Origin of the sequence: Pseudomonas cichorii (genome assembly GCF_003700275.1) — a bacterium.
In the GTDB taxonomy this organism is placed as follows: domain Bacteria; phylum Pseudomonadota; class Gammaproteobacteria; order Pseudomonadales; family Pseudomonadaceae; genus Aquipseudomonas; species Aquipseudomonas cichorii_B.
This window is the reverse complement of the sequence record NZ_RBRE01000054.1, coordinates 15,702-35,132: the sequence shown is the minus strand read 5'-3', so window position 1 is coordinate 35,132 and position 19,431 is coordinate 15,702. Positions and strand designations below refer to the sequence as shown.

Here is a 19,431-nt window from a genome sequence, read left to right as displayed (position 1 = left end):
ATTAATGTTCAGGCCCCTGCCATTGGTACTGGGCCAGTTCAGGATTGAGCGGTGTTCTGGCAAAGACATTGGCAAAGTTGCACAAGGTCGCCAGGCTGACGCCCAGAATCACTTCCAGCGCATGCCCCTGGTTGTAACCGGCGGCCAGGAATGCTTCATGGACGCTATCGCTGACATTTCCTCGGGTCGCGATAACGGCGCGGGTAAAGTCCGCCAGCGCTTCGAGCTTTTCCTCAGGCAGTTCGCTGCGCTCACGCAGGGCATCCACCACATCCCTGGGCAATCGAGCCTTGTTGAGAGCCACTGCGGTATGACCTGCCACGCAAAAACTGCATTCGTGGGTCGTGGCGGCAATCAGTTGTACGACTTCCCTTTCAGCCAGACTTAGCTCAGCCTTGGCGTTGAGTGCCGAAACCGTGAGGTAGGTTTCCAGTGCCGCCGGTGCATTGGCCAGCACGCCTAGCAGATTGGGAATGAACCCGGAGGTCGCCTGAGCCTTTTCCAGAAAGACCTTGGCCGCTTCGGGGGCGCTTTGCACAGAATGAACAGTGACACGAGACATGGAGTGGGCTCCTTGGTACAAGACGGGGCCAAGTCTGTTGGTTATAAGAATTCCAATCCATATTCTAAAGTCGCAATTACTTGCTCCTGAGTGTTTCCCTTAGATGATTTCATCAAGTCCTGTTATCGATTGGTTATTAGAAAGCCTGGAACTGGATGCCAATCTGTTCCATGTGGGCCGCTATTGCGGCGGCTGGCATGCCAGTACTCACGGCATGGCGCGAGCCAGTTTTCATCTGGTGGTCCAGGGTAATTGCTGGCTGCATATCGAAGGGGATCAGCACCCGAAACGGCTCGATACAGGTGATGCCGTATTCCTGTTGCGCGACCTGAACTATCGACTGTCGAACGAGGCGCAACCCGAAAACGCATGTAGCCAGCCTCGCATCGAGATGCAGGCCCTGGACATTAGTGCAACCGATGGCGTCGGACTGGTCTGCGGCTTTTTCCATTTTCAGTCAGGCCTGTCCTCGCTGCTGATTGAAGCCCTGCCCGACTGGCTGATACTGCGCGCCGACGAACCTTCATCCGATGCCGCCCGCAGCCTGTTCCAGTTGATCCTGCTGGAGTGCCAACGACTGCCAGCACCGTCGTCATCAATCCTCGAACGCCTCAGCCACCTGCTGTTTCTGTATGTGCTGCGCCAGCACGTTGCCGACAACCCGGCACTCGGCGGCATGGTTGCCCTGGCCAGAAACCCGGCTTTTGCAGGGCTGCTGACAAAAATGATCGAACATCCCGAACAGCCCTGGGGGCTGGAAAGCATGGCCGCCTGCACCGGCCTTTCACGCTCGGCCTTTTTCAAGCGGTTCAATGAACTGGCCGGCCAGTCGCCAGGTCAGGTACTGCTCGCCTTGCGCATGCGCCACGCCTGCCACTTTCTCAAGGCGAACAAGACAGTTGAGCAGGTGGCGACTGCGGTGGGGTATCAATCGACGGCGGCGTTTACCCGGGCGTTCAATAAAGCGATCGGGGTCCAGCCGGGGGCTTATCGCAGGCAGCATGAGGCAGGTTGAGAAGCAAATTGGTGTGCTACAGGCAGGCAGTGCTTATTCTTTTTAATTCCGTAAGCAGGTTTTTTATTATTTCTAACCATTAAAGCGGATTCTTATAGTGGACCTCTTTATTGATGTCACTGCAGGAACCCTCGATGTTGCCACGCTTGTTAATACCCGGCCTGCTGACACTGCTGGTCGGTTGTTCTGCCACGCCTCCGCTGGCCGTGCATACAACCAACCCAGGCACTTCCACCTTGCAAGGCGACAGTAGTCGGCCAGCGCAGGCATCATGGCTGCGCACGGAGTTGTACTTTTCGTTGGGGCTGCTGGACAGCGAGAAGGATCAGGCCAATGCAGCCCGCTGGCGCGAATTTCTCGACAAGGAAGTCACGCCCCGCTTTCCCGATGGTTTTACCGCGCTGGATGCCTATGGCCAGTGGCGCGACAAGGGCGCCGCGCAGCCGGAGCGGCTGAATACCCGGGTGATCGTGATCCTGCACGAAAATACCGCCAGGAACCGAGAGAACATCGAAGCCATTCGCCTGGCCTGGAAGCGTGTAACCGGCGATCTGTCGGTGCTGCGGCTATCGCAGCCGGCAGAAATCTCCTTCTGAGTCGACCATCGTGAAGCCAGCGCCGTCCATTGCAGACGGCGCTGATACTCAGAACCCGTAGGTCACACGAGCGTAGTAATAGGCACCATTGGTGCCAATCGGGGACAGGACGTCATACGGCAGGTTGCCCCCATAGTTGATCTCGGAACTGGAGCGCTCCGGATAATTGTCAGTCAGGTTGTTGCCGCCCAGGGCAATATCGAAGCGGGGTGTGAATTTGTATTGCACTTCGGCATCCAGTTGCCAGACCGCGTTATAGGTCTGCTCAGGCTGGGAGTCGCCAAAATCGAAGACCCGAGTGGTCTTGCCTTGCCGGGTCAGACGACCGAGCAAGCCCCAGTGCTGGCTGGCCCAGTTGGCAGAAAATACGAAGCGGTCCCTGGGCGTTGCATCGGTCAGGGTGTTGCGCTCTTCCACACCCACCAGTGCATCGCTGCCGATCCCCAGATTACCGAGCTGTGACGGCGTGCCCCTGGTCTTGGTGACTTTGCTGTGGTTCCAGGTATAGGCCGTGGTCAGGCCCAGTTGCCCGTCGAGAAACGGCTGGCGATAGTTGAGGACCAGTTCTGCACCATCGGTACGGGTGTCGGCGGCGTTGGTGAAGAAGTTCACGTCATGGACCCCGGCGACACCGAGGTTGTCGTTGACATACTGCTCCAGCGCATCGCTGCCGATGCGTTGCGACAGGGTAATGCGGTCCTTGACGTCAATCCGGAACACATCCAGGGACGCATCGAAGCGCTCACTCAACTGCGCTGTCAGGCCAAGGCTGAAGTTCTTCGAGGTTTCCGGTTTCAGGTCCTCGGCGCCCAGGGCGCGGGCAATCGGATCGTTGACCGACAATACGCGGATATCGGTGAGCGTGCCGCCCGTGCCGAAGTTGCTGGTGGTGTTCTGAAAGCCTATCTGCGCCAGCGACGGCGCGCGGAAGTTGTTCGATATTGCGCCACGCAAGGCCAGTTTATCGGTCAACCGATAGCGGCCGCTCAGCTTGCCGGTAAGTTTGCTGCCGGCATCGTCATAACGCTCCCAGCGCGTCGCCGCACCGACAAACAGCCGGTCGGTCAGGTCGCCGGACAATTCGGCATAAGTGCCGAAGACGTTGCGATCCAGATCCACCTCTTCGCTCGGACGCAGGCCGTTGGCACCATCGGCACCGGTCCCGAAGTACGAAGCCTCGTCGCCCGCGTAGGTCAGGTAGTTTTCGTAGCGGTATTCACCGCCCAACGCCAGTACGAACGGGCGCCCTGCCAGGCGCAGTTCCCGGGTGAAATCCAGGTTGGCGGTGGTCTGGCGCAGCTCGTACTCGCCAGTGTCGAAACGTGTCGGCGAGTCAGCACCGAGAGCAACGTTGAGGGTACGCTGGGTGGCCGACTCAAAGTGGTTGCGGCCATGAGTAAGGCTGCTGTCGAAGTCCCACTGCTCGCCGATCAGGCCCTTGAAGCCGACGGTGGCCGACAGATCCTTGTTATCGCCCAGGGATTGCGGCAGAAAGCCGTTGGGGTAGAACTGCGGCTGTTCGCTCGGATAGCGATAGAACTCGGCACCGGTGGTGTGTCGCTCGTTATAGGTGCCAAACGAATAGGCCTTGCCATTGCCCACAGGCAGCTCACTGTTGAACCAGGCATTGACGTCTCGCGCTACCCCATCACCCATGATGTAGTTGCGCTGGCCCGGCGTATCGGCAAAACCGTCAAAACCGGAGCGGTTGGTAGGATCGCGATCCTTGTACTCGGTGCCACCGCGAATGAAACCACCCTCTTCGCCCAGGCGCGTGCCGATCTCGGCGGTAGTCTGCGTGTTGCGACCGTCCGTGGAGGTCTTGCCGATGGCGTCCTGATGCGTGTGGTAAGCACCATATGTGCTCGAAACTTCACCGCCCTCCGGCGCGTCGTCGAGGATGATATTGATCACTCCGGCAATGGCGTCGGAGCCATATTGCGCACCAGCCCCGTCGCGCAGTACTTCGATGCGTTTGATCGCACTGATGGGGATCGAGTTGAAATCCACCGGTGCGGTTCCACGGCCAATCTTCGATGAGTCATTGACCAGCGCCGAGGTATGCCGGCGCTTGCCGTTGACCAGCACCAATACCTGATCGGGACTCATGCCCCGCAGTTGCGCGGCTCGCACGTGATCGGCACCACCGGAGTTGGACTGGCGTGGAAAACTGAACGATGGCAGCAGGGTCTGCAATGCCTGACCCAGTTCGCCGCCGCTGGCACCGGCAGACTTGAGGTCTTCTGCGGTCAGGACGTCCACCGGCACCGGCGAATCCAGCACGGTACGCGCCTTGCCCCGGGTTCCGGTCACCACGACAGCGTCGAGACGTGGATCTTCATCGTTGTTCAGGGAAGTTTCTTCGGCTTGCGCGGGAAGTTGAGTCATTGCCGCCATTACAGCGGCAGCCAGCAGTGACCGTGAGCGGTAATACATGGAACAGCTCCTTTGCGGCGCAGAAATACCTGCCGACAATCAAAAGTCGCGGCGGTTTTCTGCTGTAGTTTTTCAAATCCGGGCAAGTAGCGAGATCAATGCAAAAAGACAAAAAGAGTCAAAATCTCTTTGAAGACAGGACATTAGACGAGGCGACACTCAATGCCAAAGAACCAATAATACTTAGGTTATATCGGCATTAAACACTGTTCCCCGTGCAACATTAGTTGTTGGGCAGGCAACAGTTACATTGGCTTTTCGCGGATAAATCCGCGCCTGCAGAGGAACGAATTCATTCGCGAAAGACATTCATTTTATTTGGCCAACGGAATCCATGGCGAACGGGCAACTCCTGCTGCCTCACCAAACGCCGGGACTTTTTTGGCCAGGTCTCGCACATTCCTTACATCCAGATCCAGCAACTGCTGGCGGGTAATCAATGTGGGTGGCACCAGCACCTGTGCTCCCGGATCTTCACCGGCAATGCGCATGGCCAGACTGCGTACACTGATGGCCCCCGCCACTTCCGGGTTGACTGCTGCAGTGGCAACCCAGGCGCTGTCGGGCTCTTTCATGATCTGGATATCTGCAGTGGAAATATCGGCACTGTAGATCTTGATCTGCTTGCCAAGACCGGCTTCATCGACCGCAATCTTGGCGCCTTTGGCGAACTCGTCGAAAGGCGCGAAGATCACCTGCAAACCAGGATTGGCGCGCAGTACGGCACTGGCCTGATCCGCAACCGAGTTGGCAATCGGCGGATTGAGTGTGCCGAAGCGTGCTTTCTCGATAATGCCGGGATTGGCTGCCTTGACCTCCCGCCAGACTTCATCGCGGCGCTCCATGGGCGTAAAGCCGCCGATGAACACATAACCGGCCTGAAAAGCGTTGCCGTTATCCTTGAGCGCCTGCCCCAGGGCCAGGCGCGCCAGTTGATGGTGATCCTGCTCGATACGGGTGACTTGCGGGTTCCCCAGGTCGATGTCGAAGGTAACGACCTTGATGCCTTTGGCAACTGCCTTGGCTACGGTGTCCTTGAGGGTTTCCGCCAGGCCCAGTTGCACAATGATGCCGTCGACACCGAGGTCGATAGCCTGCTCCAGCATCTCCCGTTGCGCCGCCGCCTGCTGTCGCGCGTCGAACAGGCGCAGATTGACACCCAGTGCCCTGGATTGTTTTTCAACGCCGCGCAGGTAAGCCTCGGGGAAATCGCCCGAGAACAGATAGCCCACCAGTGCGATATTGACCCCGCCCTTGTCGAATGGCGCCGGAGCCCCGGCGATCCCGTCAGCACTGGCACCGCTGACCAGGGAAACGACCAGCGTTGCCGCGAGCAGGCCACGAGTAATGAATCGATGCATCGAGTATTCCTTCTCTGACAGGATGGCTCAGCGCGCCCGTTGCGCGAGGCCGAATGTGAACATCAGCGCCAGGACCAGTACCGCGCCCTTGACGAAATCCTGGGTGTAGTAAGGCGCATTGAGCATGGTCAGACCGTTGAGCAGGGTTGCCACCAGCAACGCCCCGACCAGCGTGCCAAAGGCATTGGGTTTGCGGGCCCCGAGCACTGCGAAACCAATCAGTGCCGCGCCCAGCGCATCCAGCACCAGGCCATTGCCGGAGCTGACATCGCCACGCCCCAGCCGGGCGGCCAGTAACAGACCGCCAAGGGATGCGAGCAAGGCCGAGAGCACGTAAGCCAGCAGCTTGTATTTTTCCACGGCAGCACCGGCCAGCCGGGCTGCCCGCTCGTTGCCACCGATGGCATAGAACACCCGGCCAAAGCGGGTCAGTTCAAGAAAGCCCCAGACCAGCAAGGCGACCAGCAGCATGACCAGCACCGGAACCGGCACCGTGTCCCACAACCGCGCCCGCCCCAACGCCAGGAACGCAGCACTGAAACTGCCGGACGCTTCGTCGCCGTTGGGCAGGGTCATGCCGACCGCAATCGAACGGCCGCCAGTGGGAATCAGTTGCAAACCGATAATCAGGAACATGCTGCCCAGGGTCGCAAGAATGTCCGGTATGCCCATGCGCACGATCAGAAACCCGTTGAGCAGTCCCACCAGAGCACCGCAGGCCAGACTGATGACAATCGCCGGTAACGGCCCCCAGTCCAGAACCACCATCACGTAACTGGCGCACATCAGGCTCATGGCCGCCACGGCACCGATAGACAGGTCGAGCCCGCCCACCGACATGCTCAGGGTCACGCCAAGGGCCAGCAGCGCAACAATCGAAACCGATTGCAGAATGATGAACAGGTTACCGACCCGCAGAAATGCAGGCTCCAGCACGGAAAACAGCACCACCACCAAAGCCAGGAGCAGCAACAGACCGTAGTGAACAGCGAAGCTCAGCAATGCATCCCATGGCTTCATGAAGTTTGAAGAAGTCGATTCAGACAAGCGTGGCTCCCTGGCGCTGCGGGTAATTGGCTGGAGATGGCGATGCAACGCCTGCCAGTTGCGCGACCAACAGCTCGCGCGACAGGTCGGCACACAGATAATCAGCGACCACACTGGCATCACGGACCAGCAGAATCCGGTCGGCGATTTCCAGTGCCTCATCGGGATCGGAGCAGATCACCAGCGTGGCTCGCCTGGCGGCACTGGCCCGGATCCGGGCACCGATTTCGCGGCGGGCGCGGATATCCACGCCCTGGAATGGCTCGTCGAGAATCAGCAGGCGGCCATTACCCAACAGCCAGCGGGCCAATACCACCTTCTGCTGATTGCCTCCGGAAAGCGTCTCCATCGGCACATCAATGCCTGTGCACTTGATGCCCAGTGCCTGTACCTGCTCTTGCACCGCTTCACGTTCGGCAACGGTCTGCATGAAGCCGCCCCGGCTGAAACGCTGCAGAAACGGCAGGGTCAGGGTTCGCGCCAGGGAGAAACCGGGCACCAGCGAACCACCTGCACGATCCTCGCTGGCCATGAACACTCCGCCCGCGATCGCCTGACGTGGTGAAACAGGCGCCCATGGCCGGCCATCCAGTTCGACAAGACCGGCAACCGGTTGGCGCAGGCCGTAGAACAGTTCGGCGATCTCGCTCTTGCCAGCACCCAGCAGGCCGGTCATGACGACCACTTGCCCTTCATGCAGATCCAGATCGAAAGCCGCGCTGCTGTCGCTGAGCTGACAGCCACGCACCCGCAATACCTCGGCACCCTGCCCGGCCGGTTCGTGAACCACAGGCGCAAGTTCACTACCGAGCATCGCTCGCACGGCAGCAACAAGATCCAGTGGCGCGGCGAACTCGCCTGCCAAACGCCCATCACGCAGAACAACCGCGCGGTCGGCAATGCGCTGCAGGTCCGATAAACGATGGGAAATATAGAGAATGCCGACTCCGCGCCCGCGCAGCACCTCGATCAGTTTGAAAAGGCGCTCGGCTTCGACAGCCGACAACGATGCCGTCGGTTCGTCGAGAATCAACAGCCTGGGATCGAGCGCCAGGGCACGCGCCAGCACCACCAGTTGCCGCTCCGCCGTGCCGAGACTTTCGATGGCGGCTTCCAGCGGCAATTGCAATTCCAGGCCTGCCGCAATTCGGGCGGCCCGTTCATTCAACTGCCGCCGCTGACTCCAGATCGAACCTCGCGGCTGGCACAGTTCGTCCAGAAGCAGATTCTCGGCCACGCTGAAACCCGGAACTATCGCGTCGTCGACGTGCTGGTGAACCGCCACGATACCGGCTCGACGCGCTTCATGAGGCGACCCGAAACGAACCGCCCGGCCCTTGACCAGCAGCTCGCCAGCATCATGGCCATGGCTGCCGGCAAGAATCTTGACCAGCGTCGACTTGCCTGCGCCATTGGCACCGAGTAGCGCCGTTACTTCACCGGGATAAAGCTGCAGGTCAATGTCCTGCAATACATGGCTTGGGCCGAACCACTTGCCCAGCCCGCTGGCACTGACCAGGGCATCATGGCGGAGCGTGACGGGGACGTTCATGGAGATCTCAACGCAATAGGTCAGAAAAGGCAGATCAATACATAACGTCTGCAGTCGAGACGGAATGACATATAGCCTAATGGACTGTAAAGCAGCCGATAAATAACTAATGGAGATATGTATAGAAGTACTCGCACGTCGACTCGACAAGCCATTGGTTAAATCCGGCACGATTGACCTGACGCAGGATGACAAATAGTCGCACCCGCCAAACCTGTGTAACCGGCGATTCCTTCCTCGGAAACATTTACATTCCCCGATCAAATACGGCTAAATACCGGCCTTCCTGCTTTGAGCCCACTCATGGCTTCTCTGAAACGCATCAGTCCCTGGATCGCTTGCCTGGCCATGTTGCTCAACATGCTGGCCATGCCGATGAGCCGCGCCATGCAGACGCCGGATGCGCAGTTATTGCTGTGGGGCGGGTTCTGTGGCGGCAGCGGCTCCATGGTCATGCCGGCCGACTTCAAGAAGCTGATCGATACGCTGCAACCCTCGCCCTCGAAAACCAGCATGCAACATGGTGACTGCTGCTGTGGGCATGCCGGCCTGGTCGCATTGCCTGCCGACTACTATCGGCACTTTCTGCCCCGCTACACGCCTGATACGGCACTCGACAACCCCGAACACCCCACGCTGTTGCCCAGGGCCCGCTGGCCCAGTCTGACACCCCGCGCTTCACCCTTCGCCTGACCGCCCTTGCCTGCCCGCCAATCCGGCGCGGTACGGCTTTTCTTGCCTGGCACTGGAATGCCCTGACCGGGCCATTCCATGCCCTTGAAGTTTCTTGGTTATCAGGAAGTAACAGTCATGCCTGTTTTCTCTACATTGCCACGTGCGATGTCTATCCCCGTGTCCCGTTGTTTCTGGCAGGCGCTGAGCTGCGGGATATTTGCCCTGACGCCACTGGCGGCAGCCCTGGCCGACAGCCAGGTTGAAGATTCGACCCTGACCCTCGGTTCGGTAATGGTTCAAGGCACCAGCAGCGGTCCGTTGAGCACCAGCAGCGTGCTCAGCTCGGTGGATATCCTCGGCGGCGACATCCTCGAAAAGATGCCGGTCAACTACAGCTGGGAGCTGTTCAGCCGCACTCCCGGCGTGATGCTCACCGAATTCAATCAGGGCACCACTTCCGGCAAGATTTCCTTTCGCGGCTTTAACGGTGAAGGCGAAATCAATGCGGTGAAGCTGTTGATCGATGGCATCCCGAGCAACAGCAACGACGGCAACATGCCGTTCATGGACATGATCTTTCCCATGGAGCTGGACAGCATCGAGGTGGTGCGCGGCACCAGCGATGCACGCTACGGCCTGAACAACATCGCCGGCAACGTGAACATGCTGACCCGCAGCGGCGGCAACTACACCAAGGCGCGGGTTCGCTATGGCAGCTTCAATACCCGGGAAACCCAGCTGGCCAAAGGCTTCGAGAACAGCAACTGGAGCCAGAACTACTTCTTTGCCTACCAGAAATCCGACGGTTATCGCGATCATTCCGATGCCGAGAAATTCTCGATGTCCGGCAAATGGTTCTATACCCCAGACGATGAAAGCTATCGCATCGGCCTGATTGCCCGCCATTACGAAACCGAAGCCCAGGAACCGGGTTACCTGAGCGAAGACAATGCCCGTCATCACCCCGAGATGACCAATAGCTACAACGCCACCGACAAAGGCACGCGGCGGATGAATCAGCTCAGCCTGCACTTTGATACCGATCTGGCCGAAACCCTTGCCTGGTCGGCGAAGACCTACGTCAACACCTTCGACGACCGGCGCTGGACCCAATACTGGAGCACCACTTCACAACAGGAGCGGGACACCTACGAAACCCAGTATGGCGCCCTCACCTCTCTGACCTGGCGCCCGGAAGTCAGTTGGCTACATGACTTCGCCCTGGAAGGCGGAGCCGACATGCAGCAGCAGAACAACCAGAGCGAGCGCTATCGAACCCTGAACCGGGCACGTCAGGCCCAGACTCGCGATCAGCAATTCGATTTCGATACGTACGGCGCCTATGTGCAGGCCGAGATCAAGCCTTTCGAGTCGTTGAAGATTGTTCCGGCCTATCGGGTCGACAAGATCCAGGGCGATTTCAGCAATGAAATGACCGGCCTGGATTACGACATCAACGACTATGGCCTGATCAAGCAGCCAAAACTCAGCGTGGTGTATTCGCCCTGGGATGTGGCCAGTTTCTACGCCAACTGGGGCCGTACCTTTCAGGTCGGCACGGGTGCTGCGGCCTACAAGATTCCGCCGCGGGATACCGACCTGGCCCCCTCGATCAACGAAGGCTGGGAAACCGGGATCAAGTTCACCCCCGCCGACTGGGTCGATGGCCGGGTCGCCTATTGGCAGCAGGAAGCCAGTGGTGAAGTCAGCCGCCGACTCAATGACCCGAGCGGCGAATCGGATAACGTCGGTGAAACCCGGCGCTGGGGTTATGACCTGCAAGTGAACCTGCATCCGAACGAGCGCACCGAGATCTGGATGGCTTACTCCTGGCAGTACTCGAAGATCCTTGAACCCAGTGCAACGCTGCCCAACAGCAAGGGCCGGGAAATCGACCATGTGCCTCATCATTTGTACAACGCCGGCATGAGTTATCAGGCCACGCCAGCCTTGCAACTGACCGCCTGGATGAATGGCCAGACCAATTACTATCTGGAGCGGGAAAACACTCAGGGCACCTATGGCGGCTATGTGCTGATGAACCTGGGCGCGACCTGGAAGGTCAGTGAATCGGTGAGTGTCGACCTGCAACTCAAGAACCTGACCAACCGCTACTACGAGTACGTCTGGTATGACCCGGACGGTGCCGTCGACTCCCTGCACTCGCCGGGTGATGGCCGCGCGCTGTATACCGGCGTTACCCTGGACTTCTGATTGCCTCGTCGCCAAAAGGAATGCGAACCCTCGTAGGAGCCGAATTCATTCGCGAATTCGCAAATTGCGTTTTCGCGACTGAAGTCGCTCCTGCAAGCTGCTTTAATAGACATTCCAACAAACCCGACAGGAAGCCTGCAGATGGATCGTCTCACCGCCAAAGACTTTGCTCCTGAACTGCTGGAACTGTATGACTACTACGCCCATGGCAAGATCAACAGGCGAGAGTTTCTTGACCGTGCGGCGCTGTTTACCCTCGGCGGCATGACCGCTACAGCGCTGCTTGCGTCGCTGAGTCCGAACTATGCACTCGCCGAACAAGTAGCCTTCACTGACCCGGACATCATCGCCGAATACGTCAACTACCCATCACCCAAGGGCCATGGCCAGGTACGCGGCTATCTGGTCCGGCCAGCCAGGGCCACCGGCAAGCTGCCGGCGATTGTGGTTGCTCATGAAAACCGCGGGCTCAATCCCTATATCGAAGATGTCGCCCGGCGGGCGGCCAAGGCCGGGTTCATAGCGCTGGCTCCGGATGGCCTGTCATCGGTGGGCGGTTATCCCGGCAACGATGACAAGGGTCGGGAACTGCAGCAAAAGGTCGATCCTGAAAAGCTCATGAACGACTTCTTTGCCGCCATCGAATGGCTGATGAAGCATGACGCCACAACCGGAAAAGTCGGCATAACCGGTTTCTGTTATGGCGGCGGAGTTGCCAACGCTGCCGCCGTTGCCTATCCCGAACTGGGGGCTGCCGTCTCCTTCTATGGTCGCCAGCCCAAGGCCGAGGATGTGGTGCGAATCAAGGCCCCGGTCATGATTCACTATGGCGAGCTGGATACCCGCATCAATGAAGGATGGCCGGCTTATGAAGCGGCCTTGAAGGCAGCGGGCACGACATACGAAACCTTCATCTATCCCGGCGCCAACCATGGTTTCCACAACGACTCCACGCCACGATACGACGAAGCTGCCGCCAAACTGGCCTGGGACAGGACCGTAGAGTGGTTTCGCAAGTATCTGCTGTGAATGTTTTTCGCGAATGAATCCGCTCCTGCACAGCCTGCAGGAGCGGATTCATCCGCGAAGATGCTTCTACCGGGTCCTGATTCGTTCAAGCATGACCTGCAGCGGATGCCGCACCACTTGCCCGTCCTGGCGCTTGACCTGGCTGCGGCATGAGTAACCATCGGCGACCAGTCGGCCCTCGCCATTGTGGCGCGCCACCAACGGCTGCCACGACTGGCTGTAGATCGTGTCGGAGTGCCTGGCGTTACGGGTTTCGTGGCCATAGGTGCCGGACATGCCGCAGCAACCGCTGGCCAGTACTTCAAGCTTCAGGCCGGTGCGGGCGAACGCCTTCTGCCACAGGCCGACGCTGGCCGGTTCATTGGTTTTCTCGGTGCAGTGCGGCAGGAAGTAATAGGTTTCGCCCGACTGAACCTGCTGCGCGTCCTCAAGCTGTGCAGCCAGCCATTCCTGCGGCAATAACACGCTCGGGGCATTCTCGCTGCCCAGGGTCTTGCTGTATTCCTGCCGGTAAACCAGGGTCATGGCCGGGTCCAGGCCAACCAGCGGAATACCGTAGGCCTGCAGTTTCAGCAACGACTGGCTATTGAAACTGGCGGCCTTTTCAAAGGCGGCCAAGAACCCCTGGACCTGAAGCGGTTTGCCGTTTGGCGCAAAAGGTGCCAGATAGACCTGATAACCCAGGCGCGAGATCAGCTCCAGCCAGTCGGCAGCCAGATGCGTCTCGAAGTAGCGCGTAAAGGCGTCCTGCACCAGGATCACGGTACGCTTGCGCTGTTGCTCCGACAGCGCGGCAAGACGTTGCGGCGTGGCGATACCGACATTCCAGCGCGCACAGGCGGCACGGAAATCCATCAGGCTCAGCAGCGGGCTGTCGACCATGCCGGCCACATGTTCCAGCAGGTAACGCACCGGCCTGGCGCCCATCATTGCGTTGTAGAGTTTCGGGAAACGCGCCAGATACGGGATGCTGAACTCCAGCGAGCCGATCAGATAATCCTTCAGCGGGCGCAGGTAGCGGCTGTGGTAAAGCTCCAGGAAGCGCGAACGGAACTCAGGCACATTGACCTTCACCGGGCATTGCCCTGCGCAGGATTTACAGGCCAGACAACCGGCCATGGCGTCATAGACTTCATGGGAAAAGTCTTTCTGCCCGCCAATCCTGGCCAGCGTATTGGCGGTCTTGCCCACCAGGCTCCTGATGACATTGGCCGAGCGGGCACGGGCGCTGGCGGTCAGGACGTCGACATTCTGCTCACCTTGCAGGCGCAGCCATTCGCGAACCAGCGATGCGCGACCCTTGGGTGAATGTATGCGGTTGCGGGTGGCCTTCCAGGACGGGCACATGGCGTCGTCGGGGTCGTAGTTGTAGCAGGCACCGTTACCATTGCAGTGCACGGCGCTTTCGTAGCTTTGCCAGACACGCTCATCGATGCGACGGTCCAGATCGCCGCGCAACTCCACTTCGTCCACCAGCGTCAGCCTGGCTGCCGGCACGCTTGCGGGCGTGGCTATCTTGCCCGGATTGAGCTGGTTGAACGGATCGAAAGCTGCCTTGAGCGCCTGCAGGGCCGGATACAACTCGCCGAAGTACTCCGGCACATACTGCGAGCGCAGGCCTTTGCCGTGTTCGCCCCACAACAAGCCGCCATAGCGTTTGGTCAGCGCGGCGACTGCATCGGAGATCGGCCGGACCAGCGCGGCCTGGGCCGGGTCTTTCATGTCCAGGATCGGCCTGACGTGCAACACGCCGGCATCCACATGACCAAACATGCCGTATTGCAGCTCATAACTGTCCAGCAGTGCGCGAAACTCCTGAATGTAGTCCGCGAGGTTTTCCGGCGGTACGGCGGTGTCTTCGACAAAAGGCTGAGGCCGGGCTTCGCCCTTGACGTTGCCCAGCAGCCCTACCGAACGCTTGCGCATGGCGTAGACCCGATTGACTGCCGCGCTGCCCACCGCCAGCGTATGCCCCAGCCGGACCACCGAAGTGTCGCTCTGCAAATGCTCGATGAAGGCATGGACCCGCTGTTCCACTTCGTCCAGTTCGTCGCCGCTGAACTCGATCAGGTTGATGCCCAGGGTCGGCGTGTCCGGGTTCTCGGGAAAGTACTCGGCCACGCCATGCCAGACGATGTCCTGCATGGCGAGCCGCAATACCTTGGAGTCCACGGTTTCGATGGACAACGGTTTGTGGGCCATGAGCGCCTTGGCATCGCGCAAGGCATCCATGAAGCCGGCATAGCGGACGTTGACCAGAATCGAATGCCTTGGAATCGGCAGGACATTGAGTTTGGCTTCGACGATAAAGCCCAGAGAGCCTTCCGAACCGCACAGCACGCTGTTGAGGTTGAAGCGTCCATCCGCTTCACGCAGATGCGCCAGGTCGTAACCGGTCAGGCAGCGATTGAGTGGCGGAAAGATATCCTTGATCAGTTGCGCCTGGGTATCGGCAATCTCGCGTGCACAACGGTAGGCGTCGCCTCCCCGGTCAGGGCGAGTTTGCTCAGCGTCGAGTTGATCGTCCGCCATCGCCAGACTATGTACCCGCGACCCACCGAGCAGCACGGTCGTCAGTTCCAGCACGTGGTCACGGGTCTTGCCGTAGGTGCAACTGCCCTGCCCGCTGGCATCGGTGTTGATCATGCCGCCAATGGTGGCGCGGTTGGAGGTAGAAAGCTCCGGGGCGAAGAACAGCCCGTGTTTTTTCAGCGCCGCATTGAGCTGGTCCTTGACCACGCCAGTCTGCACACGCACCCAACGTTCCTCGACGTTGATTTCCAGAATCCGGTTCATGTGCCGTGAAAGGTCGACCACCACGCCATCAGTCAGGGATTGCCCGTTGGTCCCGGTGCCGCCGCCGCGTGGCGTCAGGACCACCTGTTTGTGCTCAGGGCGAGCGGCCAGTTGCGCCAGGGCTTCGACATCGGCACTGTCGAGTGGAAACACCGCCGCCTGGGGCAAGCGCTGATAGATCGAATTATCGGTGGCCAGTACGGTTCGCGAGCCATGGTCCCGGGCTATTTCGCCGCGAAACCCTGCCTGAGTGAGGGCATTGAGGAAGCGGTCATAGTGATCGACCTGCTCGGAGGTCGGATTCAGAAGGGCAATCATGGCGGCGTTCCTGACTGGTTAGGCTTTTTATATGCAAAACACGTATGCTTCAGAAGTACTCTGAAACAAGGCTTATCAACGGTTAGTGTTGATTTTCATGCTTGCGGGCCAAGAGAGCAAATGTAAAACCTGCCGCTTTTCCATGAGTTTTATGAATGAACCCGAGAAGACTCACGCCTTCCATGTCGCTGCTCATCGCTTTCGAGGCGGCAGCGCGTCACGGCAGCTTCACCAAGGCCGCCGATGAGCTGGCCCTGACCCAGAGCGCAGTCAGTCGCCAGGTCCAGGCGCTGGAAGCACAACTGGAGGTCGAACTGTTCAAGCGGGATGGGCGACGTATCGAACTGACCACCGCCGGCGCGCTGTATCAGCATGAGCTGGCCGCGGCCCTTGGGCGAATCCGCAGTGCAACCTTGCAGACCATTGCTCACAAGTCAGAAGGCGGAACGCTGCATCTGGCAGTTCTGCCAACATTCGGCTCGAAGTGGCTGCTGCCGCGAATGCATGACTTTTATGCCCGACATCCCGACCATGTCGTGCATGTCCATTCGCGTATCGTGCATGCCGACCTGACCCCGGCAACCAGTGAGATGAACGCCGTCATCTGTGCAGGCACGGGCCATTGGCCGGGTTACGTCGCACATCCGCTGATCGCTGAAAAGCTGGTACTGATTGCCAGCCCGTCGGCCCTGCCCGGCCATCAGGCGATGACGCCTGCCGAGGTTGCCCAGCACTCGCTGCTGGGCGTGGTGTCGCGGCCCAATGCCTGGTCCGACTGGTTCGACAGGAATCAGCTCGACCATCACATCATGCGCCCCGGTCCCAGCTTCGAGCTGACCGCCCACCTGATCCAGGCGGTAGCAGCCGGGATCGGCATCGCTCTGGTGCCGCGCATTCTGGTTCAGGATGAAATCAGCAGCGGCGAACTGGTCACGCTGTTCGAGCCCATGGACAGTGGCCGCAATTACTATCTGGTGTATGCCACACGCTTTCAGAACCTGCCGTCACTCTGTGTGTTTCGCGACTGGCTGCTGTCAATCCCGTTCCCCGACGGCCTGTAGGCACACACCTCGTCTAATGGGCGTTATGGTCCCAGATCCAGTTCCATATGCCCGGCAAGCGCACCAACCGGCGTTTTCGATCAGGTCGGACAGGCGATAGTGCCGTTATCGAGGCCTTGCTTGTGGTTTTCGTAGTCCAGCGTGGCCTTGCCGTTGACCCACTTCAGGGTTATGACCAGCACCGAGTCGAAGTCCGAACCTGTCCAGTCGTCCACCAGAGTCATTTTCTGGCCCGAAGCTTCCTGGGCAACCTTGTTGATCAGTTCGGGCAGATAACCGTGTGACCAGGCGGTGTAGATAGTCGAGTTGTGATACTTGTCGTGCATCAACTCATCAGCCAGCGCGCTGGTGTCATTGGCACCGAAGTCGATATTGACCGGCAACCCCAGTTTGATGGCGCTCGGCCCGACGGTCATCAGTGGTCGCAGGTAGCTGTAGGAAAGATCGCCTTCACCTTCTTCTACATGACGACTCGGATTGGCGGCAAAGATGAAATCGGCCTTGCCATAGGTCCTGGGCAGCAGCTCGGACAGATCAATGGCGCGGTTCAAACCCTGGCAATTCAGTTGCCCCAGGCCCATCGAAGGCTTCTCTGCGTGACGCAGAAATACCAGCGTCTGCGTTCCGTTCTTGGGTTCGGCATGCACTCCGCGGCCAATCGAGAACCAGAAGCCGGCGCAGAAAATCAGCAGGGCCGGAAAAAGAAACCAGGCGTAACGGCGGTAGATACGGCCTATGAAAGAGAATCGGGATGTGTTCATTGTCTGAAATCCGGCACGTGTTAAAGGAAGTCAGCGGTCGCTGACGCGAATGTGCCACCATGAGCGGGTTCGCGGCCCCCCGGGAAATCCTTTGTGGATCAGTCGAATACGTACCCTTGATCACGCTTAAAGACTAATACCGTTATGTTTCGATATGAAGAAATCGGATGATAGGAGTCAAAAAAAGCCGTGAGGTTGCACACGGGAGGGAAAAACCGCCGATGAAAGGTTTCAGAACGTTAAAAAGCAAGCTGCCGCACTGTGCGTGCTCACAGTACGGCAACTGACCAGAGAGGTTGTTGCGAGAGAATCAGGCCTTCAGATCACGAACCGACCAACCATCGTATTCAGGCCGACTGCCAGGCGCGACAGTTCATGGCTGGCAGCACTGGTCTGATTGGCGCCCGCCGCCGACTGGTTGGCCAGATCACGAATGTTGACCAGATTGCGATCAACCTCGCGAGAAACCTGAGCCTGTTGTTCGGAAGCGCTGGCGATCACCAGGTTACGTTCGTTGATCTGCGAGATGGCATCGGTAATCTGTTCCAGTGCATCGCCTGCGGCCTGAGCCAGATCCAGGGTGGTGCGGGTGCGCCCGGTATTGAGCGTCATGGACTCTACAGCCTGGCCGGTGCCGCTCTGGATACCCGCCACCATCTGCTCGATTTCCCGGGTCGACTGCGCAGTGCGATGCGCCAATGCCCGTACTTCGTCGGCCACCACCGCAAAACCTCTGCCCGCCTCGCCAGCCCGCGCAGCCTCGATTGCCGCGTTGAGGGCCAACAGGTTGGTCTGCTCGGCAATCGCGCGAATCACATCCAGCACCTTGCCGATCTCACGCCCCTGCACCGCCAGCCCTTCGACCAGGCTGGAAGTGCTCTGCACGTCGTGAGTCATGGTCTGGATCGCCTTGACCGTCTCGACCACCTTGTCACGCCCCTGACGCGCTGTTTCGTTGGACTGCTGGGAGGCTTGCGAAGTGGAGACCGCATTGCGCGCAACCTCTTCGACGGCAGCGGTCATCTGGTTGACCGCAGTTGCCGCCTGCTCAAGCTCGTCATTCTGGCGCTGCAGGCCACGGGAGGACTCTTCGGTGACCGCGCTCAGTTCCTCGGCAGCCGAAGCCAGTTGCGTCGCCGAACCGGAAATCTGCTCGATGGTCTTGCGCAGGTTTTGCTGCATCAATACCAGCGCAGCCAGCAGGCGTGCAGGCTCATCCTTGCCATCCACTTCGATATGCCGGGTAAGGTTGCCATCGGATATTTCCTGCGCGGCACGAACCGCCCGGGCCAATGGCATGACAATACTGCGGGTCAATAACCAGGCCAGCAATACTGTCAACAGCGCCGCCAGTACCGAAACAAGAATGATTGCAGTATTGGCATTACCAAAGTGAACACTGGAACGATTGGAAGCGTCCTGTGCCGACTGTTTATTGATATTAATCAACTGCTCAAGTTGCGAGGAAATCAAATCCGTGGCGACTTTCATCTGGCCATTGATCAGTGTTCTCAGCGCGTCCAGATCATTACTGCGCGACAGCGCCATTGCAGTTTGTTGAATACTCAGAAAATCGACCAGAGCAACCTGAAACTTTTTATAGACTTCTTTCTCTTCACCGTCCGAAGGCAGGGCTGCATAGCTGGATTCGGCTTTTTTGAGTTTTTGAGTCAACAGTTGAGCACGCGCTTCGGTTTCCTGTACCAGCTCTGGCTCGCGGTTTATAAGGTACCTGAATGACATAATGCGCAATAGCAGCAGGTTCTCATCCACTTCCCCCAGATAACTGATGCTGGGCAGCATGTTGGTTTCCAGATCGGTGGTGGCCTGGCGAATGATCGACATGCGGTTGAGTGCAAAAATGCCCAGCCCTATGACCAGAATGGCAATAAAGGCAAAGCCCAGGAAAGCACGAGGAGCAATATTTATGCTTCTTAGTGACATGGAATCATTCTCTCGGAGATACAACTCGATGCGATCCATGCATGACGAAACGAGAGAGTCGTAA

Annotated in this window: 14 protein-coding genes; 6 read left to right on the top strand and 8 right to left on the bottom strand. The window is 58.9% G+C overall.

Features of this window, described 5'->3' with window-relative positions:
* Position 1: 1 nt before the first annotated feature.
* The gene (locus ALQ04_RS14795; protein WP_122316495.1) at positions 2-562 is read right to left on the bottom strand and encodes a carboxymuconolactone decarboxylase family protein; all 561 of its coding nucleotides are present in this window, start codon (positions 560-562) and stop codon (positions 2-4) included.
* Between the two features lie 103 nt (positions 563-665).
* Between ALQ04_RS14795 and ALQ04_RS14790 the strand changes: the two genes are divergently transcribed.
* Together ALQ04_RS14790 and ALQ04_RS14785 are read left to right on the top strand one after the other, a co-directional pair.
* A complete protein-coding gene (locus ALQ04_RS14790) occupies positions 666-1,577 on the top strand; it encodes an AraC family transcriptional regulator (RefSeq protein WP_122316494.1) in 912 nt (303 codons plus the stop codon).
* A 134-nt stretch (positions 1,578-1,711) separates the two neighbouring features.
* Positions 1,712-2,173: a DUF3574 domain-containing protein gene (locus ALQ04_RS14785; protein ID WP_122316493.1), complete on the top strand. Its 462-nt coding sequence runs from the start codon at positions 1,712-1,714 to the stop codon at positions 2,171-2,173.
* 48 nt (positions 2,174-2,221) lie between these two features.
* Here ALQ04_RS14785 and ALQ04_RS14780 read toward each other — a convergent pair whose 3' ends face one another.
* The 4 genes from ALQ04_RS14780 to ALQ04_RS14765 form a co-directional block, all read right to left on the bottom strand.
* Complete coding sequence (locus ALQ04_RS14780) at positions 2,222-4,609, bottom strand: TonB-dependent siderophore receptor (RefSeq protein WP_122316492.1); 2,388 nt, start codon at positions 4,607-4,609, stop codon at positions 2,222-2,224.
* A gap of 314 nt (positions 4,610-4,923) precedes the next feature.
* Positions 4,924-5,970 carry a substrate-binding domain-containing protein gene (locus ALQ04_RS14775; RefSeq protein WP_122316491.1) on the bottom strand — a complete coding sequence of 349 codons (1,047 nt, stop codon included), beginning with the start codon at positions 5,968-5,970 and terminating at the stop codon, positions 4,924-4,926.
* 27 nt (positions 5,971-5,997) lie between these two features.
* Positions 5,998-6,990, bottom strand: coding sequence for an ABC transporter permease (locus tag ALQ04_RS14770; protein WP_409077261.1), 993 nt, complete (start codon positions 6,988-6,990; stop codon positions 5,998-6,000).
* A 19-nt stretch (positions 6,991-7,009) separates the two neighbouring features.
* Positions 7,010-8,569 carry a sugar ABC transporter ATP-binding protein gene (locus ALQ04_RS14765; RefSeq protein WP_122316489.1) on the bottom strand — a complete coding sequence of 520 codons (1,560 nt, stop codon included), beginning with the start codon at positions 8,567-8,569 and terminating at the stop codon, positions 7,010-7,012.
* 303 nt (positions 8,570-8,872) lie between these two features.
* Between ALQ04_RS14765 and ALQ04_RS14760 the strand changes: the two genes are divergently transcribed.
* The 3 genes from ALQ04_RS14760 to yghX all read left to right on the top strand — a co-directional run bounded on the left by ALQ04_RS14760 (position 8,873) and on the right by yghX (position 12,487).
* Positions 8,873-9,262, top strand: a complete 390-nt coding sequence (locus ALQ04_RS14760) for a DUF2946 domain-containing protein (RefSeq protein WP_122316488.1) — start codon at positions 8,873-8,875, stop codon at positions 9,260-9,262.
* A gap of 147 nt (positions 9,263-9,409) precedes the next feature.
* Positions 9,410-11,458: a TonB-dependent receptor gene (locus ALQ04_RS14755; RefSeq protein WP_259645017.1), complete on the top strand. Its 2,049-nt coding sequence runs from the start codon at positions 9,410-9,412 to the stop codon at positions 11,456-11,458.
* Positions 11,459-11,599: 141 nt separating this feature from the next.
* Positions 11,600-12,487 carry a YghX family hydrolase gene (gene yghX, locus ALQ04_RS14750; RefSeq protein ID WP_122316486.1) on the top strand — a complete coding sequence of 296 codons (888 nt, stop codon included), beginning with the start codon at positions 11,600-11,602 and terminating at the stop codon, positions 12,485-12,487.
* Between the two features lie 66 nt (positions 12,488-12,553).
* On the opposite strand, the gene ALQ04_RS14745 is transcribed toward yghX, so the two are convergent.
* Positions 12,554-15,601: an FAD-binding and (Fe-S)-binding domain-containing protein gene (locus ALQ04_RS14745; protein WP_122316485.1), complete on the bottom strand. Its 3,048-nt coding sequence runs from the start codon at positions 15,599-15,601 to the stop codon at positions 12,554-12,556.
* 155 nt (positions 15,602-15,756) lie between these two features.
* On the opposite strand from ALQ04_RS14745, the gene ALQ04_RS14740 reads away from it, so the two are divergent.
* A complete protein-coding gene (locus ALQ04_RS14740) occupies positions 15,757-16,662 on the top strand; it encodes a LysR substrate-binding domain-containing protein (protein WP_122316484.1) in 906 nt (301 codons plus the stop codon).
* An 80-nt stretch (positions 16,663-16,742) separates the two neighbouring features.
* On the opposite strand, the gene ALQ04_RS14735 is transcribed toward ALQ04_RS14740, so the two are convergent.
* Positions 16,743-17,423 carry a hypothetical protein gene (locus ALQ04_RS14735; protein ID WP_122316483.1) on the bottom strand — a complete coding sequence of 227 codons (681 nt, stop codon included), beginning with the start codon at positions 17,421-17,423 and terminating at the stop codon, positions 16,743-16,745.
* A 318-nt stretch (positions 17,424-17,741) separates the two neighbouring features.
* Positions 17,742-19,367 (bottom strand): methyl-accepting chemotaxis protein, encoded by a 1,626-nt coding sequence (locus ALQ04_RS14730; protein ID WP_122316482.1) that lies wholly within the window; start codon positions 19,365-19,367, stop codon positions 17,742-17,744.
* Positions 19,368-19,431: the final 64 nt, after the last annotated feature.